This is a genomic window from Maridesulfovibrio salexigens DSM 2638 (genome assembly GCF_000023445.1).
Lineage (GTDB): Bacteria > Desulfobacterota > Desulfovibrionia > Desulfovibrionales > Desulfovibrionaceae > Maridesulfovibrio > Maridesulfovibrio salexigens.
The window spans coordinates 1,974,895-1,992,418 of the sequence record NC_012881.1; the positions used below are offsets into that span (position 1 = coordinate 1,974,895).

Sequence of the window (17,524 nt, forward strand, 5' to 3'; positions counted from 1 at the left end):
AGTTGCTGGTTAAGCACTGATATCATAAGGAGATCGTAACCAATGGTCATCAAGAAAGTTATTGTTCCGGTTGCTGGATGGGGTACAAGATCATTGCCTGCCACCAAGAACATTCCCAAGGAAATGCTGCCTATTTTCAAAAAGCCGGTTGTGCAGCATGTGGTGGAAGAGGCCATGTCCAGTGGACTGACCGATGTTGTTTTCATTAACAACCAGAACAAAAAGATCATTGAAGACCACTTTGACTACAACCTCTCTCTTGAAGACGTGCTTGAGCGCGGCGGCAAGACCGAAGCCCTTGAGGAAGTTAGAAAGGTTGCGGAGATGGTTAACATCATTTCCGTACGCCAGAAAAAACAGCTTGGTCTTGGGCATGCAGTTCTCTGTGCCAAGGAAGTCTGCAAAAACGATCCCTTTGCCGTAATGGTCGGTGATGACCTCATGTTCGGTATGGAGCCGGGTATCAAGCAGCTCATTGATGCTGCCCGTACTGAAAATATGGCTGTTGTCGGCGTTATTGAAGTTCCTGAGAACAAGGTTAACCGTTACGGTATTATTCAGGGTGAAGAGTTCGCTCCGGGAATGTATCGTGTTCGCTCTCTGGTTGAAAAACCGGCTATCGGTCAGGCTCCTTCAAGACTGGCAATTGTCGGACGCTATGTCCTGCTGCCTGAAATCTTTGATCATCTGGAAAGCCTTGAGCCCGGTGTAGGTGGAGAGATTCAGCTCACTGATGCTTTGCAGGGACTCGCTCAGGATAACAAACTGCTGGCCGTGAAACTTCGCGGACAAAGGTTTGACGCCGGGGACTGGGTAGATTATCTTACCGCAAATATTTACTTCGCCCTTCAGGACGAGGGGCTGCGTGATGACGTTGTAGCCAGATTGCGGGAGCTTTTGTCTTGTTCGTAAAGAATTTAAATACTTATGTGATACTTTCAGTCCTTGCCGTGTGTCTGTTTATTAGCAGCCCGGCAAGGGCTTTTTTTCCGTCTGATGAGGATGTAAATGAAACAATGTACCAGAAATATGGTGCTTTGAACTCATTTGAAGCGGAACTGACTTTCCCCTCAGAACCGGGAACAAAACTCGTTATTAAGCGTGGTCATGATCATTGGCAGCAGACTTTTACCGAGGCTGGGAGCAATGCTACCGTAGAGGCGAAATCTGTCGGGCAGTATTTTAAGACGATCGCCCAATGCCCTGCCACTGTGGAAATGCCTGTTTCCATGCTTCAGTTCTGGGCTCCTGATGATCCGGTTTCCGACTGGATGTCCATCGGCATGAACAATGCCACCAAAAGCTATGGGTTTCATGAAGATACTCCGGCCTTTGTTTTCGGCGCGGAGCAGGGCGATGATCGCTCTCCTCAGATCTGGTTTGATAATGAAAATTTTGCACCGCTTAAGGTCGTCCTCGGTCCCCAGCAGGAAATCAGTTTTGGCACTTATTCCAAATTTGCCGGTTTTATGCTGCCCCATACCGGAACCTTAAAAATGGGCGAAGATGTCCTTGATTTTAATATCCAGTGGAAAAGCATCCGCAAAAAGATGGCCCCGGCAGTATTCTCTCCGGCTGCGATAAAAAAATCCAATGGATGTGGAGTTCCTTCCGGGCATGTGTATGAATTTTTGAAGAAATGCCTCAGACTTAATAAATCGGAATAGAAATGACTACACTCTGGCAGGCCTGCCTCGCCAGCCCACCATATTCAATTTACACTTACGAAGCACCCGCCGACCTTCCCAAACTTATGGAAGGGCAGCGGGTTCTCGTGCCTTTGGGCCGTTCCGTGCGCGTAGCTTTCCTCATTGAAACAGTGGAAACTCCGCCGGAAGGTGTTGAACTCAAATCTATAATCTGGCCTTTAGAGCGCGACCCCTTACTAAATTCCAATCATTTCAAATTGTACCGCAACATCGGTGCCCGACAAATGCAGCCCTTGGGCAAAGTGCTGGAAAATGTAGTTCCCAAGCGGTTTCGCAGTGCTAAAGTTTCTTTTAAGGTCGCTGATCGAGCATTACCGGCACGGCTTAAGGCATTGGATATCGGGCGCATGCCTGCTGAAAAGCGTATGGAGCTGGTTAAGATTTATGATGAAGGGCGAATGAATGTCAGCCTGCCTGCCGCTATTGAAAAGGAAGAGTACGTCAGCCTCACTTCCGACCCCCCGTGGCCTGTTCGTCCCAATGCTGCCCGTCAGTTGCAGATTCTCGAATTTATTTTCGAAAACGGTCCCCGTGAAAAAGGCTTTCTGAAAAACATCATGGGTGACTGGACCACCGGAGTGATCAAGAAGCTTCATTCCGATTCGTTGGTCAAGATCGGTCCTCCGCCGGAAGAAGAACGTAATCCAGCCGAGAAATGTGCTGCAACTGGGCCTAAGTGGGATTTTACGCCATCTGAGCAACAGCAGGGAGCCATTGATGAACTTCTTGCAGCTCTTGACGAGCCCAAAAGCACGGTCAAGCTGCTGCATGGGATCACCGGGAGCGGTAAGACTCTTGTCTACATGACTGCGGCCCGGAAGTGTCTGGAACAGGGTAAATCTGTGATCGTTTTGGTCCCGGAGATAGCTCTTGCTTATGCTCTTTGGAACGGAATCTGTCCGTTATTCCCCGATGCCCGCAAATATCTTTATCATGGTTACCAGACTCCGGTGCGCAAGGAAGCGATCTTTCGTGCATTAGCTGAGGATGATAGTCCCGCACTGATTGTGGGGACCCGTTCAGCTCTATTCCTTCCGGTACGTAATCCCGGCCTGATCATTGTGGACGAAGAGCATGACGAATCCTACAAGCAGGAAGAGCGTTTGCCATATCAGGCCAAGGAAGTTGCCTACGTGCTGGCCCATATGACCGGAAGTCTGCTGGTCCTCGGTTCGGCAACACCCGATATCAAGACTTTTCATGCTGCGCAGCAGGGTGCTTTTGAAGTTATTTCCATGGAAAAGCGCGTCGGTAAATCCATGCTTCCGGCAGTTAAAGTTGTGGATACCAGCGCCATTAAGAACCCTGAACAGCCTTTTGCGCCGGAAACCGAAGCCCGCTTGAAAGAGGTCGTTGCTAAAGGTGAACAGGCGGTGGTCATGCTTAACCGCCGCGGCTTTTCACCGCTGATTTATTGCACGGATTGTGAAGAGCCCTTCAAGTGTCCGCATTGCAACGTGAGCATGACCTATCATAAGGGGCGTGAGCGGGTGATCTGCCACTATTGCGGCAATGCATACCACTTCCCTTTACCGTGTTCTATCTGTGGTGGTAGCAATCTTCTGCCGCTCGGTGGAGGTACGGAGCGTCTTGAGGAGCAGGTTGCCAAGGCTTTGCCGCCGGAAACGAAAATTCTGCGTATGGATCGCGATTCCACCCGCAGACAGGAACGTTTGGATGAAATTCTGAAAAGTTTTGCCCGTGGTGATGCGCAGGTATTGGTCGGTACGCAGATGCTTTCCAAGGGACATAACTTTCCCGGCGTGACACTGGTTGTAGTTTCCGAGGGCGATCTTGGGCTCAACCTTCCTGATTATCGTTCAGCAGAGCGCACTTTCCAGCTCTTGGTGCAGGTGTCCGGTCGTGCCGGCAGAGGCGAGAAGCCGGGTGAGGTAATTATCCAGACCCGCAACCCGCAGAACCCGATATGGGGAGCGGTTACGTCTGCCGATTACAAAACTTTTTTTGAGAAGGAAATCGAGAAGCGACGCAGGTTCCGTTATCCTCCGTTCACCAAGCTTACTCTAATCCGCATCAGTCATCCTATGGGCTGGGAGGGTGAGCACCTTTGTCCTCCGTTTTTCAGCCAGATTCGCGAGGCTGCAAAAGAGTCCGGTATCATGGCTATGGGGCCTGTTCCTGCACCGCTGGCTCAGTTGCGTGGCCGTAAGCGATTCAATTGTCTGCTTAAGTCTGATGATTGGATGAAAACCCGAGAACTCTATGCTCAGATATTGCGCCGCAACCCTGATAAGAAACAGATTCGTATCACCATGGACCTTGATCCGGTGAATATGTTGTAATTGATACGCTTCGCGTTTTGATAGGTGATTTCGTCTCCGGCGGCCAAAGGAGCTAAGCCCCTTTGGAATCCCTAACAGTTGTTCTTACTGTTCATCAGAGATTCCGGGATAATCAGCAAAGCATGTCATGGACCCGGAGCGGTGCAGGGCGTTTTGCAGGTTGTCGGATATTTCGTTTATTGTGATTTTTTTACCTGCTTCACGGAATCTACGGCTTAGAAAACAGAGAGCCTCCATCCCTTTGACTGAAGCTGAATCAGTTTTGGATAAATCCAGTGTGGGAACGAAGTTCCGCTCTAGCATACGAATTCCGGTACGAATCAAATCGGGAGCTGTCCCGGTATCAAGAGTTCCTGAAATGGTTATACTCGGTGGAGTGCAGCTTTCATCGAAGCTGACCGAAGAAGGTAGGGACATGGACGCTGTGCGTTTGATTTCTTCCAGATAGTTGATCTCATCACGTAGAAGAAGCAAAGGGATAAAAATATTATCCATTTTATCCGCAATCTTATTCTTATCAATGTCATGCGGAATGCATATTAGCACGCAATCGGGCAACTGCTCATAAATTTTGGGAATAGAACTGCTGATTGATTCCGGTGGGGCAGATATCAGCACAATGTCGGGTTGCAGGTTGTTGGCGCTGCCCACAATAGATTGGATATCTATTTCGTCCAGATCACCTGTTGTTTTGAAATGGGTAAACAGGTCCCAAGAGAGGGGAACATAGCCGTCGCGGACAAGAATATCGGTTTTCAGTGCATTCTCTGAAACGTGGAGCAGGCTGAAACCGTAGTGGGCGCAGATACGGGCAATTTGTTCCGGGAATTCAAAATATTCCAAGGGCATCTTCAGTTTGATTTCAGCTTTTTGCGCTAAGTTGATAATCTCTGAATCCGTTGGGAGAATGAAATCTGCATAAAAAGGGCAGATGTGTGGAGATTTTGCATAATCCAGCATCCATGGGAATGATGGCGCAAAGATCATGGTTTTATCTTTTGCGCCGGCCCGTTCTCCCACGGTAAGCATAAGCTCATTGAAATCCATATTAAAAAATGGAATTCCAAAGGCCAGTTTTATGCGATCCGGATTATCAAAAATTTCCATTTAAATGTCTTTACCCCAGTTTATGCCTTTGTCCCATTTTACCTTGCCCTGAACCTTTTTCTGTTTGCGCAGCAGAATGTATATCGCTCCGGCACCGCCATCCTTTGGTTGGGCAGTACAAAAGGCAAGTACAACGCGCCTGAAGGGATCACGGGTCAACCATTCCTGAATTTCACGTTTAAGGACAGAATGACCACCGGGTGAGTTCTTGCCCCGTCCGGTAACAGCCAGAACGCAGCGCTTACCTTGCAGAAATGATTCGCGGATGAAAAAGAGCAGATTGTCGAAAGCCTGTTCTGAATTCATGCCGTGCAAATCGATATGTGATTCGTAGCTGAATGCTCCCTGTTTTAGTTTCTGAAAAACTTTGGAGTCGGTTCCGCGCACGTAGCCGAACATGAATTCATCAGAATATTCAAGCTCAAATTCAATTTTGCCGGAAACAAGGCTGCTCAAATATTCCTTACCTTCGTCTTCTTCTGACATTTTGGGGGCAGGGGTCGGTTTTGGTTTTTTGGGCGTAACGGTGGAGCGGTCCATGCGCTCAACACCTGCCATGGCATCCATAAATGCCTGATCATCATCCACTTCAATTTCCTTTTCTTCCGGTTCCACTGGGGCGGTTTTTTTCTTCACTGCTTCCAGTGCTTTTCTTACCGCCTTCGGCACATGTTCTTCTTTATTATCTTTTTTGAATTTCAAACCCTTCAGATCTGAAAGGGAACTCATTTTCTTTTTAGCCATAAAAATATCTCCTGAAAAAATGAGCTGTCAAATTAGTCATTATCCGGTGTGAAGTAAATCTTTGTGTTCAGGAAATTTGAGTTTTTTTATTTTATGGCTTGACTTTTCAGGAGTCGTCACCATTTTTCATAGCGTGCGCGTTAATACCAATTCAGGATATTGTGAAATTAATCATTATTTATTCTGGACTTGAAAAGTGAATTTTATTAGCTCTTCAAGGCGTACTTAATTCGACTAAATAACTCCATTTTTGGCTATACGCTTATAAAGTGAGGAATTTCAATGCTTAAGATAGAAGACTTGCACGTCAATATCGGCGACAAGGAGGTCATCAAAGGCCTCAACCTGCATATACAAGAAGGTGAGACTTTCATTCTTTTCGGTCCCAACGGTTCCGGTAAGACCTCCCTGCTTATGACCCTGATGGGTTTCAGCAACTATAATGTTACCAAGGGCAAGATTACTTTCAAAGGTGAAGACATCACCTACGCCCCCATTTATGAGCGTGCCCGTCTTGGTATCGGCATGTCCTTCCAGCGTCCTCCGACCATTCACGGCCTTAAGACCCGTCATCTGGTAAAGATGTGTGGTAACGGTTCCGATGTGGATGTCGAGATGCTTGCTGAGCGCGTCAACATGACCAATTTTCTCGACCGCGACATCAACTCCGGTTTTTCCGGCGGTGAAATCAAGCGTTCCGAACTTCTTCAGCTTATGGCGCAGAATCCCGGCCTGTTGCTTTTCGATGAGCCCGAATCCGGCGTTGACCTCGAAAATATGCACCTGATCGGTAAAATGGTCCGCACTCTGCTTGATGGCGAAATCAAGCCCTGTCTTGATTTGAGCATGAAAGAGCAGAAGATGAAAAAAGGCACTGAGACCTGCGGCCTGATTATTACCCATACCGGACACATTCTGGATTACATCAATGCTGACCGTGGACAGGTCCTTTTTAACGGACACCTCTGCTGTGAAGCCAGACCTCGCGACATTCTGGAGCACATCCGCAAGTACGGATACAAAGAATGCGTGAAATGCTTGAACTAGCAGTGTAAATCCACGGAGAAATATCATGAAAAAAATTGATCTGAACGATTTTAAATTTGATGGTCTGGAACACGCAGTAATTGAAGATCTTTCCTCAATTGAAACTGAAGAAAAAGAGCAGTTGATCATGGCTGGTGTTGACGTTGATGCCAAAGACGTCAGTGCTACCTTCATGCAGGTTGACCACTCTAACGTACACTGCGGCAGCAACGATAAAGATGTTGAAGTCATGGATATCAAGAAGGCTCTTGAAAAATATGACGGTCTGCCAGATTACTTCTTCAAACTTATTGATAAAGATAAGGACGAGTTCACCCGCAACGCTGCAGATAATCTGCACGGCGGTTATTTCGTTCGCACTAAAAAAGGCGCGAAGATTGAAAAACCTGTTCAGTCCTGCCTGTTCCTCAAGGCTGAAAATTCCGGCCAGAACATCCATAACATCGTGGTTGTAGAGGAAGATTCCGAACTGCACATCATCACTGGTTGTGCTGCTGCTCATGACAAGTTTTCCGGCGGTCATTTCGGTCTTTCCGAATTTTACGTTAAAAAGGGCGGTAAACTCACTTTCACCATGGTTCATAACTGGGGTGAAAATACTGTTGTTCGTCCCCGCACCGTGGGCGTTGTCGAAGAGGGTGGATCTCTCATCAACAACTATGTGCTCATGAAGCGCGTTAAGGACCTTCAGTCTTACCCGACCATTTTCCTGAACGGTGAAGGTGCGGTTGCTCGTTTCAATTCCGTTCTGGTTGCACCTGAAGGTTCCCATATCGATACCGGAACCCGCATTATCCAGAATGCTCCCAACACCAAAGCGGAAACCATTTCCCGTACTATCACCACTGGCGGTACCATTATCTCCCGTGGTCATATTCAGGGTAACCATGTCCCCGCTCGTGGACACATCGAGTGTCAGGGCCTTATCCTCGGCGGTGGACGCATTCATGCAGTTCCCGAACTGGAAGGTACTGTTGAAGGTGTTGAGCTTTCCCACGAGGCCGCAGTTGGTAAAATTGCGCAGGAAGAGATCGAATATCTCATGGCTCGCGGAATGGATGAGGACGAAGCAACCTCAACCATCGTACGTGGCTTCCTGAACGTTGATATCATGGGTCTGCCTGCAAAATTGCAGAAGGAAATCGATAAACAGATCGAGGAACTTGACGCTAACGAATCCATGTAGTCTTTTTACGCATATGCAACTCAAAGAGTGCCTTTCCTTAGGGGAGGCACTCTTTTTTTGGCCGATGGACAATAATTGCGTAATTTCATATACGCATAAACAGAAAGTTTAGGTTCTGTTTTATGTTTATGTCTTTTAAAAATAAGTGGTTAGAAGATGCCGGGATATAAGGTTCATGTCAGCGGTTCTATTGTGGCCGGCGCGCTGGTTCTTCTGGGATTGGCTAATATCGGTTTGTATGTGATTGATCCTCAGCAGGTTGTTGTTTTGTTTGTTCTCTGTGTGCTGGGTGCGCTTTTCCCGGATATCGATACAGATTCAAAGGGAAAGAGAATCTACTATTCGGGCATGCTGCTTTTGTCGCTTACCCTGATTTATTTTGATCAGTTTCAATGGGCGGCATATCTTGGGATTCTGGCAATGTTGCCCGGTATAAGCGCGCATCGCGGCTGGACTCATACATGGTGGGCCATGTTAATGGTTCCCATGCCCATGCTGCTTTTGCCTTACTATGTTTATGGGCAGCCGTTTCCGACCTTGCTGCCGTATTATGTGGCTTTTGTGACCGGGTATTTTTCGCACCTGCTGCTGGATAGGGAATTATAAAAATAAACGGGATTGAGCGTATTGCACAATCCCGTTTTTGTTGTTTTATTCGAAAATTCAGCACATAAAGTTGTACTGATTTTTCAGGAGGAGGGAAGTTTAGTCGTCGTTTTGTTCCAGTGCTTCCATTAGGCTGATGGTCAGCTTGAGGAAGTCAGCTTCGGTCAGGATGCCGATTAACCCGTTCTTTTCATTTACTACGGGAAAACAGCCGTATTTGTGATCCAGAAGAAGTACAGCTGCTTCTTTCAATGAGGTGTCTTCTGAAATGGTTTTAATGTCTGTCCGCATTATTTCTCCGACAGGGATTCCTGAATCAATCTCTCCTTGAGTTGCAGGATCAATGTCGGCCAGTTGTGAGATTGTGGCTCGCAGGATGTCGCGGTGGGTTACAAGCCCGATAAATTCCCGTTCATCATTTACAATGGGGATATGTCTGATGCGCTGCAGGTCCATAAGTGACCTGGCCATTTTTAAATTGTCAGATTCACTTAAGGTGAAAAGTTCCGTGGTCATGAGATCGTTGACTTTCAGCATGTGTTCCTCCTTTTGGCCTTACTTTAATCTCTCTTTATGTCGCTTTTGTGTCAAGATGTATGTGGAAAAAACAGCTTTAAATGCCAATTCATGCCATTCAGGTTGACTTGGCCGCTAAAATCTGATTTTCAACTGCAAACAATGAATTAATCCGGCTGTGTTATTTGTTCGGGAATTCATCGTTAAAAATAATTTTTCAGGCCATGCCGTGATCGGTTTTCGGCTGACGGGGGATAAGTGCGTATAGACCCAAAGCGCTCCAGATTGAAAATGGTGGAAGAGCAGATTGCAGCCCGCGGTGTTGCGGATAAGAATGTGCTTGATGCCATGCGTAGAGTTCCGAGACACATGTTTGTACAGGACGCCCTTGCTTCACGTGCCTATTCTGACAGTGCCCTGCCCATTGGAGAAGGGCAGACTATATCCCAGCCCTATATTGTAGCTGTTATGTCCGAGTTGCTGCAGATTGAGTCGGGGCATAAGGTTCTGGAGATCGGAACCGGGTCCGGGTATCAGGCTGCCGTGCTTGCAGAAATGGGAGCCGATGTATTTTCCGTGGAGAGGATTCGCAAGCTCTTTATTTCCGCTCGCAAACTTCTTTTCGATATGAGATATTTCAACATTCAGCTGAAGTTGGATGACGGGACAATGGGCTGGCCGGAAAACGCTCCATACGACCGTATAATTGTCACTGCCGGTGGTCCTGAAATACCGCAATATCTCATAGACCAACTGGCTGATCCGGGGATACTGGTGATTCCCGTTGGCGGACAGAGGCGGGTGCAACGGCTTATGCTGGTGACTAAAACGGACGGAAAAATTGAAACCACCGACATGGGCGGCTGTGCCTTTGTTGATCTTGTGGGTAAACAGGGCTGGTAGGTCATAATGAATTTTATCCAAGCATGGAAGAATGGCCCGGGGCCGGAATCTATTCGTGATTACCTTGTACTTATTCTAAAAGGAATTTGTATGGGCGTAGCTGATATCATTCCCGGTGTTTCCGGTGGAACTATGGCTTTCATCACTGGAATTTACGATAATCTTATTGATTCCATCCGTTCTTTTAACGGAAAGTTTATTAAGAGCCTCTTGAAATTTGATCTGACAGGGGCTGTTGCTGAGGCGCATCTTAGATTTTTGATCCCTCTCCTGTTTGGTATTGTCGTGGCTATGGTTTCCATGGCCCGAGTTATTCATACTTTACTTGGCACGCATCCGGTACAGGTCTGGTCTTTATTTTTCGGCCTTATTGCTGCGTCCATTCTGGTTGTTGGCAGAAGGGTCGGGGAATTCTCAACTAAGAATGTGCTCTCCGGTGTTGTCGGTGCTGTTTTCAGTTATTTCCTGGTGGGGCTGATTCCTGTAACCACTCCTGACACTCTCTGGTTTGTTTTTCTCTGCGCTTCCATTTCCATTTGTGCCATGATCCTGCCCGGCATCAGCGGAGCGTTTATCCTTTTGCTGTTGGGTAAATACGAATTTATCACCGGAGCCATCCGCAATCCCGCAACCCTTGATAACGGGGCCATTTTGATGGCTTTTGTCTGCGGCTGTGCTTTCGGTATTTCTCTTTTCTCCCGTGTCCTGCACTTTCTGCTGGAAAAACATCATGCTTTGACTGTGAGTCTCTTGACCGGCTTTATGGCCGGGGCCATGCGTAAGATATGGCCTTGGAAAGAGGTTCTCGATTCTGTGGTGATTCGGGGTAAAACTCATGTCCTGAGCGAGGCTAACGTTTTGCCTCCTGCTTATGACGGGGAATTTGCGAGTGCCGTGCTGCTGATGGTTGCCGGATTCGCAGCAGTGATTATCTTGGAATGGGTATCTTCAGCCAAGGACAGCTGAAGTTGACCGGGGATAGGGTTCCCCGAGTTTTTAATATACAACAAAGGCATAGATATGAGTTCATCATGTAGTTCCTGTTCTTCTGCTCCGCAGAAGGGCGGCGACAAGAAAGCGAGTGCTGCGCATGCTCTGCAGAATGAGTTGATTTCGTCAACTTTGCAGAAAATCAAATACAAAATTTTTGTAATGAGCGGCAAAGGCGGTGTTGGTAAAAGTTCTGTAGCTGTTAACATCGCTGCAGCCCTTGCTGACAAGGGTTTTAAGGTCGGTATCCTTGATGTTGACATCCACGGTCCCAGTGTTCCGCACCTGCTTGGTATTACCGGGCAGCTGGATGTTGAGCGCGGAAACCTCGTTGTTCCCAAAAAGGTAAACGACAACCTGCACGTTGTTTCCATGGAATCTTTGCTCAAGGACCCTGATCAGGCTGTCCTCTGGCGTGGTCCCATGAAGACTTCCGCTATCAGGCAGTTCATCTCCGACGTACAGTGGGGCGAGCTTGACTTCCTCGTAGTTGATTCCCCTCCGGGTACCGGCGATGAGCCCATGACTGTGCTTAAAACCATCCCCGAATCCCTTGCTGTGGTTGTTACCACTCCTCAGGAAGTTTCCCTTGCTGACGTAAGAAAGGCTATAAACTTCCTGCAGTACGCGAAAGCCAACATTATGGGTGTGGTCGAAAACATGAGCGGACTTGTTTGTCCTCATTGCCATGAAAATATTGATCTCTTCAAGAAGGGCGGCGGTGAAGAGCTGGCTGCAAAATACGGCCTGCCTTTCCTCGGCGCAGTTCCTCTTGATCCTACTACTGTTGTAGCTGGAGATCTCGGCAAACCTGTTGTTCTTCTTGAGGAAGATTCCCCGGCCAAGCTTGCTTTCCGCAAAGTGGCTGACGAGATTGCTGAAGCTGCTGAAAGCAGTTTTGAGGTTGCTTCCAGCACTCATACCTAAGAAAAACGCCTTTTTTTGGGCGTATTCTCATTGCCGGGTTGACATACGGTCATCCTCGGCACAGAATCATTCAGTTCATGCAGGGGGCCGCTTTGCGGCTCCCTGTATTATACAAAGGCTTGCTGGCTTCAGGGCAATTGCTCTGACTAAATGAATTTCACGACCCGGGACTCCTTATGTTCAACCTTGCCAATTCCCTGACTCTTGGACGCATTCTTGCTGTACCTTTAATTGTAGTTCTTCTTTACTATCCGAACAAATTGACCATGTTTTTAGCGGCCTTTGTCTTTTTTCTGGCATCGCTGACCGACTTTTTTGACGGGTACATTGCCCGCCGCAGCAATCAGGTTACCAACCTCGGTAAATTTCTTGATCCGCTTGCGGACAAGCTGCTTATCTGTTCCACCCTGGTCATGCTCAGCTATATGGGGTATGTAAGCGGTTGGATTACTGTTGTTATTATCTGCCGTGAACTTGCAGTTACCGGACTCCGCGCCATTGCAGTGGATATGGGACTTGTTCTTGCTGCAGACAAGTTCGGAAAACTTAAGACTGTTGTTCAGAGCTTTGCGCTCGGTCCCTTGCTCCTGCATTTCCCTTATTTCGGCATTGATATGCATCAGCTGGGAATGTGGATTCTCTACGTGGCTGTCTTCCTGACTGTTTTTTCCGGCGCTAATTATATGTACAATTTGCACAAAGTCTGGTTAACTAGCGAATAATTAAAAAATATTAGAAAAACGTCACAGACAGGACTATCAATGAACGGCAATGACCGACATAATCTTGTTCTAAGACTCAATAATTGTCTTGAAACAATTCTTGAGATGGAGCAGGAACTCGAAAAACTTGACTTGAACAACAGGTTTATTGAAGAACTTGAAGTTCTTAAAGGGTTTATGAGTAAAATGGAAAAAATCATGGTGAGCGAAGCCGAAGTTGAACGGATTGAGTCCGCCACCGATAATTTCCTGCATGAACTCCGGGTTCCGCTGGGACAGGTTGAGTCTCCTAGAAAAATATTTACCCGGCTTCAGTAGGGGCTTAATTAATGCTGCGACGTAGAGTCTTGCTTGGTTTGCTGGTTGTTATTAATCTCGTGCTGCTAATACGGCTCGGGATGAGCGAGCAGGGATTTTTCGGTTATCTTGAGCTTGATGATAAAGTTCAGGATCTTGAACGGAAAATTGAAGCTGCTGATAACCGGACTCTTGAGCTAAGCAGGGAGATCAGACGACTTAAGACTGATCGGGACTATCAGGAGAAAATCATCCGCAGCAGGATGAATTATGTTAAGGAAAATGAAGTGTTATATATCTTCCCCAAATCCGGGGAACTAAAGACTCAGGGAGCAGGTGCAGATGCAAAGCAAGATTGAGTGGTATCAGGAAGTTCTGGCTCTGGAGCCCAGCTCGAAAGTGTTTTTCCCTTTGGCGCGTCTTTATGTTGAAATGGGCAATCTTGAAAAAGCTGTAACCACTCTCAGGATGGGACTTGATAGGCATCCTGACTACTTGGAAGCCCGCCTGTTGCTGGTTGAAACCCTTGCTAAACTTGACCGGGATTCCGAAGCAAAGGCAGCTGTCGCTCCCCTGACCAGACTTTTTTCTTCTTACCCCTCATTCTGGAAAATGTGGGGTGCTTCTGTTTCTGAGGGTAATGATGATGTTGCCGGCGCTATGGCCTTTCTTTTTTCTGCTCTTCATGGCTCGCCAATGTCATGGTCAGACGTTATGGCTGAAGGCATCAAGCAACTGACCGGAGCCTCCATTAGCGAACGGGGTCTGAAATCCGAGCCTGCTGTCTCTAAAGATAAATATGAAGCTCCTGGTGATTTTGCCCGTCCCGATCCGGAGGAAAGCGCACTGCTGGTTGATGAAATTTCCGAAGCCGCTGCTCTTGTTGATTTTGATGGAGATTCCGGCGAAGACTTAACCAATCCTGTGGTTTTGGACAATCTCAAGACCAAGACTATGGCAGAAGTTCTTGCTTCCCAAGGTGATCTTGAGGGGGCTTTAGAGATTTATCGCGATCTGCTTTGCAAAGCATCGGACGAGGATAAAGAGGAATTAATGTCTTTTATGGCAGATATTTCAAGCCGTATCAGCCAGACTCCTATGGAAGATGTCGCTGGTGATGATGCAAGCAAAGACCCTTATTTCAAACACGCTAAAAGTAAATTGATGAGCACTCTTGAACTTCTCGCTGAGCGGCTTGAAGCAAGAGCTTCCAGATAAGAATTACTCTGATTTTCGGTCTTATTTAAAGATATAACTTAATAATATACAGAAGGATTCGTGCTGACTATGCACGGAATCCGGGTATGAGATATGGAATTTAAAAATTCTGTGCGTTCTGTCGCACTTTTTGTTTTTCTGGCGGTTATGCTGTGTGCAAGTGGTTGTGAATATGGCAGTAAAGTCTGGCATGATGCACAGCGGACAGTGGACCCCAACCCTGAAATCAATCTCGAACACGGTGGGATTGAAAATCCTGACGACAATAAGCTGGCTCTTCTTTTCACTCCGGTTGATGCGAAGATTCTTTCCCTTTGTGAGATTCTTTCCACAGTTGATTATCATCCCGATGAAAACTGGTTTAAGCTTCTTTTCATGCGCTTTCCGTGGATCAGTGGCGTATTGACCGTTGATGACGAGGCCAGCATTCTTGTTAAGTTGCCTGAGGCTGAGATCAAACCGTTTAAGCCCGGTCCGCTCATTGAGTACGAAGGTGATTGGAATGAGATCAACCTGAAGTCTTTTGTCAGCTATTCCGAGTTTGGTCCTGAAATGTATCTGGCAACACCTTTCTTTAAGGATGCTGAATTTAAAGGACTTGTAGTAGTTCATTTTGATCCCCGGATTCTTTTAAATTTTTGTCCGGACCCGACTAAGTTGATAATTATGCAGCCTGATGGCGGCGGTGTCTGGACCGGAGCAGAGGATCTGGACAAAGAAGCTCTTCTCAAAATAGATTGGGATGAACTACTTGATCATCAGGTCAGGGGTGTGGTTTCGGTAGCCGGGGTAAGATATGTCTGGCTGGCGCGCTATGTAGGCGACACCCAGATAGTCTATCTGACTAAAGCCGTATCTAAAGAAGATGAGGATGATGGCATACTCTTTTTCTAAAATTTATAGGTCTTATCTGAAAAATCTGGTATTAAAGCTTAATTCTTTCTGAAAATCGCGCAGCAGGGACATTCCGAAGGAGGATAAATGACCCAGCAGATTACTGTTACTGAACACCTGTTACTGCACCAGAAACAAATTCCCGGAGCTACCGGGCAGTTTACTCATCTTTTTAACGAACTTGTCCTTTCGGCGAAAATTATTTCCAGGGAAGTAAACAAAGCCGGACTTGTAGATGTTCTGGGTTTTACGGGTGAAGTCAATGTTCAGGGTGAGGAAGTAAAAAAGCTTGATGAATACGCTAACCGGATCCTGATTCATCGTATGGCTCGTTCCGGTGTACTCTGTGCTATGGCCTCGGAAGAGAATGCGGATATTATTGAAATCCCGCACGGCCTTCCGCAGGGAAACTATATTATTATTTTTGATCCCTTGGATGGTTCCTCAAATATTGATGTTAACGTCAATATCGGAACGATATTTTCTATTTTCCGACGTAAGAGTAAGCTCGGCACCCCTGTTCAGTCCACTGATGTTCTTCAGGCGGGCTGTGAGCAGGTTGCGGCTGGCTATATTCTTTACGGCTCTTCTACCATGCTGGTTTTTACTACCGGGGATGGCGTTCACGGTTTTACTATGGACCCCGGAGTTGGAGAATTTCTCCTCTCACACCCGAATATGAAGATTCCTGATACCGGTAATATCTATTCCGTTAACGAAGGTTACTGGCCGTATTGGTCCGAAGCCACCAAAAAGGTCGTCGGGCATTTTAAATCCAGAGATAATATTCATGGAAAACCCTACAGCCTGCGTTATATCGGTTCCCTTGTAGCTGATTTTCATCGTAACTTGATTTACGGTGGTGTTTTTATGTATCCGGCCGATGATCGTGATCCCAAAAAGCCGCGCGGCAAGCTGCGTCTGCTCTGTGAGGCTTCTCCCATGGCAATGCTTATTGAGCAGGCCGGAGGGCGGGCCACTGACGGTACTCAGCGTATCCTTGATATTATTCCTGATGATCTGCATCAGCGTGTGCCTTTGTTTATCGGTTCAAGGCACGAAGTTGAGACCATCAGCAATATTTATAAGGAGAACGAGGGCTAATGCTCTGTCTTGGTATTGAAAGTTCCTGTGATGAAACAGGTCTTGCCCTTGTCCGGGATGGAAAGTTGGTTGCTGAGAAGCTTGCATCACAAGTTGATGTGCATGCTGTCTTCGGAGGTGTGGTACCGGAAATTGCATCCCGTGAACATCTGCGTGTTCTGCCTGTGCTACTTCGCGAATTGTTGAAGGAGCAAAGGCTGACTATTGATGACATTGATGTTGTTTCCGTTGCCAGAGGTCCGGGATTGCAGGGCTGTCTGCTGATGGGCTTAAGTTTTGCCAAAGGTCTGGTGCTTTCCTGTGGAGCAAAATTAGTAGGTGTAAACCACCTTTGGGCGCATTTGACCGCTGCCGGACTTGAGCAGGACTTACAGTTTCCTTCTTTAGGATTGCTTGTTTCCGGCGGGCATACCCATATTTATCTGATTGAAAGTCCACTGCAATTTACTCTGCTTGGCAGAACATTAGATGATGCTGCCGGGGAAGCTTTTGATAAGACGGCAAAGTCTCTGAATCTTCCGTATCCCGGCGGTAAGCTGGTTGATGACTTGGGGCGTCAGGGCGTTGTTAATAAAAAGCTTTTTCCTGTTCCTTATATTAATAATGACAATCTTGATTTCAGCTTCAGCGGTTTAAAAACAGCTGTGGCGAACTACGTTAATCAGAATTCCAATTTACGTCTTGATACTATGGGGATTCCTGAAGAAGGCGTTGAAGAACCTGCTATTTCAGAAGAACGTAAAAATATGCTGGCTTCCTTTAATTATACTGTGGGCCGGACTCTTGAGGTCAAGGTTGAGAGAGCGTTAAAGCGTAATAGGGGAGTTAAGTCCCTTATCGTGGCAGGCGGGGTTGCTGCAAATTCAGTTGTGCGTTCTGTTATGACTGATGTTGCTGCGAAATTTTCAATACCGCTTGTTCTGCCTTCCATGCATCTTTGTACTGATAATGGTGCTATGATCGCTTATGCCGGTTATCTTATGGCTAGTGCCGGATGCAGGCATGACCTTGATCTTGACGCAATTCCCCGGGGCAGGGTGATCCCTTCGGATTGGATTTGTGAGGGGTAATTTCGTCAAGCTGGTGTTGCCTTTGCCCGTAAGGGTAGGTAGTATCTATTTTAATAGTTGCTAAACCGTTGTGTCTGTTCATCTTGACACATGGAGCAACGGGAATTAAATTTTAAAAATTGAACTCCACCCACAGGGTGGACTCCGGACGAAGACAATTTGATGTGTCATGTTACATGGC

Annotated in this window: 19 protein-coding genes; 16 read left to right on the forward strand and 3 right to left on the reverse strand. The window is 46.9% G+C overall.

Translation table 11 applies throughout. From position 1 onward, the window contains the following. The first annotated feature begins 42 nt into the window (after window positions 1-42). The 3 genes from galU to priA all read left to right on the forward strand — a co-directional run bounded on the left by galU (window position 43) and on the right by priA (window position 4,012). Window positions 43-912, forward strand: coding sequence for a UTP--glucose-1-phosphate uridylyltransferase GalU (galU, locus tag DESAL_RS09005; RefSeq protein ID WP_015851676.1), 870 nt, complete (start codon window positions 43-45; stop codon window positions 910-912). 104 nt (window positions 913-1,016) lie between these two features. Next, on the forward strand, window positions 1,017-1,667 hold the full coding sequence (locus DESAL_RS09010; protein WP_245543803.1) for a hypothetical protein: 651 nt from the start codon (window positions 1,017-1,019) through the stop codon (window positions 1,665-1,667). A 2-nt stretch (window positions 1,668-1,669) separates the two neighbouring features. Then, on the forward strand, window positions 1,670-4,012 hold the full coding sequence (gene priA / locus DESAL_RS09015) for a replication restart helicase PriA (protein ID WP_015851678.1): 2,343 nt from the start codon (window positions 1,670-1,672) through the stop codon (window positions 4,010-4,012). Between the two features lie 84 nt (window positions 4,013-4,096). Here priA and DESAL_RS09020 read toward each other — a convergent pair whose 3' ends face one another. Further along, a complete protein-coding gene (locus DESAL_RS09020) occupies window positions 4,097-5,119 on the reverse strand; it encodes an STAS domain-containing protein (RefSeq protein ID WP_015851679.1) in 1,023 nt (340 codons plus the stop codon). Continuing rightward, entirely contained in the window at window positions 5,120-5,863 is a 744-nt protein-coding gene (locus DESAL_RS09025) for a Smr/MutS family protein (protein WP_015851680.1), read from the reverse strand. 282 nt (window positions 5,864-6,145) lie between these two features. On the opposite strand from DESAL_RS09025, the gene DESAL_RS09030 reads away from it, so the two are divergent. From DESAL_RS09030 to DESAL_RS09040, 3 genes are all read left to right on the forward strand, one after another. Further along, on the forward strand, window positions 6,146-6,910 hold the full coding sequence (locus tag DESAL_RS09030; protein WP_015851681.1) for an ABC transporter ATP-binding protein: 765 nt from the start codon (window positions 6,146-6,148) through the stop codon (window positions 6,908-6,910). Window positions 6,911-6,935: 25 nt separating this feature from the next. Then, window positions 6,936-8,096: a SufB/SufD family protein gene (locus DESAL_RS09035; RefSeq protein WP_015851682.1), complete on the forward strand. Its 1,161-nt coding sequence runs from the start codon at window positions 6,936-6,938 to the stop codon at window positions 8,094-8,096. Window positions 8,097-8,252: 156 nt separating this feature from the next. Next, window positions 8,253-8,702, forward strand: a complete 450-nt coding sequence (locus DESAL_RS09040) for a metal-dependent hydrolase (RefSeq protein WP_015851683.1) — start codon at window positions 8,253-8,255, stop codon at window positions 8,700-8,702. A 99-nt stretch (window positions 8,703-8,801) separates the two neighbouring features. Here DESAL_RS09040 and DESAL_RS09045 read toward each other — a convergent pair whose 3' ends face one another. Beyond that, window positions 8,802-9,239, reverse strand: a complete 438-nt coding sequence (locus DESAL_RS09045) for a CBS domain-containing protein (RefSeq protein WP_015851684.1) — start codon at window positions 9,237-9,239, stop codon at window positions 8,802-8,804. A gap of 237 nt (window positions 9,240-9,476) precedes the next feature. On the opposite strand from DESAL_RS09045, the gene DESAL_RS09050 reads away from it, so the two are divergent. The 10 genes from DESAL_RS09050 (at window position 9,477) to tsaD (ending at window position 17,343) form a co-directional block, all read left to right on the forward strand. After that, window positions 9,477-10,121, forward strand: coding sequence for a protein-L-isoaspartate(D-aspartate) O-methyltransferase (locus DESAL_RS09050; protein ID WP_015851685.1), 645 nt, complete (start codon window positions 9,477-9,479; stop codon window positions 10,119-10,121). A gap of 6 nt (window positions 10,122-10,127) precedes the next feature. Beyond that, on the forward strand, window positions 10,128-11,087 hold the full coding sequence (locus DESAL_RS09055; protein WP_015851686.1) for a DUF368 domain-containing protein: 960 nt from the start codon (window positions 10,128-10,130) through the stop codon (window positions 11,085-11,087). 54 nt (window positions 11,088-11,141) lie between these two features. Continuing rightward, entirely contained in the window at window positions 11,142-12,038 is an 897-nt protein-coding gene (locus DESAL_RS09060; RefSeq protein ID WP_015851687.1) for an Mrp/NBP35 family ATP-binding protein, read from the forward strand. Window positions 12,039-12,214: 176 nt separating this feature from the next. Further along, window positions 12,215-12,760, forward strand: a complete 546-nt coding sequence (gene pgsA / locus DESAL_RS09065) for a CDP-diacylglycerol--glycerol-3-phosphate 3-phosphatidyltransferase (protein WP_015851688.1) — start codon at window positions 12,215-12,217, stop codon at window positions 12,758-12,760. A 39-nt stretch (window positions 12,761-12,799) separates the two neighbouring features. Continuing rightward, window positions 12,800-13,078 (forward strand): hypothetical protein, encoded by a 279-nt coding sequence (locus DESAL_RS09070; protein WP_015851689.1) that lies wholly within the window; start codon window positions 12,800-12,802, stop codon window positions 13,076-13,078. Between the two features lie 11 nt (window positions 13,079-13,089). Then, window positions 13,090-13,416 carry an FtsB family cell division protein gene (locus DESAL_RS09075; protein WP_015851690.1) on the forward strand — a complete coding sequence of 109 codons (327 nt, stop codon included), beginning with the start codon at window positions 13,090-13,092 and terminating at the stop codon, window positions 13,414-13,416. After that, window positions 13,400-14,275 carry a tetratricopeptide repeat protein gene (locus DESAL_RS09080; RefSeq protein ID WP_015851691.1) on the forward strand — a complete coding sequence of 292 codons (876 nt, stop codon included), beginning with the start codon at window positions 13,400-13,402 and terminating at the stop codon, window positions 14,273-14,275. Before DESAL_RS09075 ends, DESAL_RS09080 begins: the two co-directional genes overlap by 17 nt. A 93-nt stretch (window positions 14,276-14,368) precedes the next feature. Beyond that, window positions 14,369-15,169 carry a hypothetical protein gene (locus tag DESAL_RS09085; RefSeq protein WP_015851692.1) on the forward strand — a complete coding sequence of 267 codons (801 nt, stop codon included), beginning with the start codon at window positions 14,369-14,371 and terminating at the stop codon, window positions 15,167-15,169. Window positions 15,170-15,256: 87 nt separating this feature from the next. Beyond that, on the forward strand, window positions 15,257-16,273 hold the full coding sequence (gene fbp, locus DESAL_RS09090; RefSeq protein WP_015851693.1) for a class 1 fructose-bisphosphatase: 1,017 nt from the start codon (window positions 15,257-15,259) through the stop codon (window positions 16,271-16,273). Next, on the forward strand, window positions 16,273-17,343 hold the full coding sequence (gene tsaD, locus DESAL_RS09095; RefSeq protein WP_015851694.1) for a tRNA (adenosine(37)-N6)-threonylcarbamoyltransferase complex transferase subunit TsaD: 1,071 nt from the start codon (window positions 16,273-16,275) through the stop codon (window positions 17,341-17,343). The genes fbp and tsaD overlap by 1 nt, the downstream gene beginning before the upstream one ends. The last annotated feature ends 181 nt before the right edge of the window (window positions 17,344-17,524 follow it).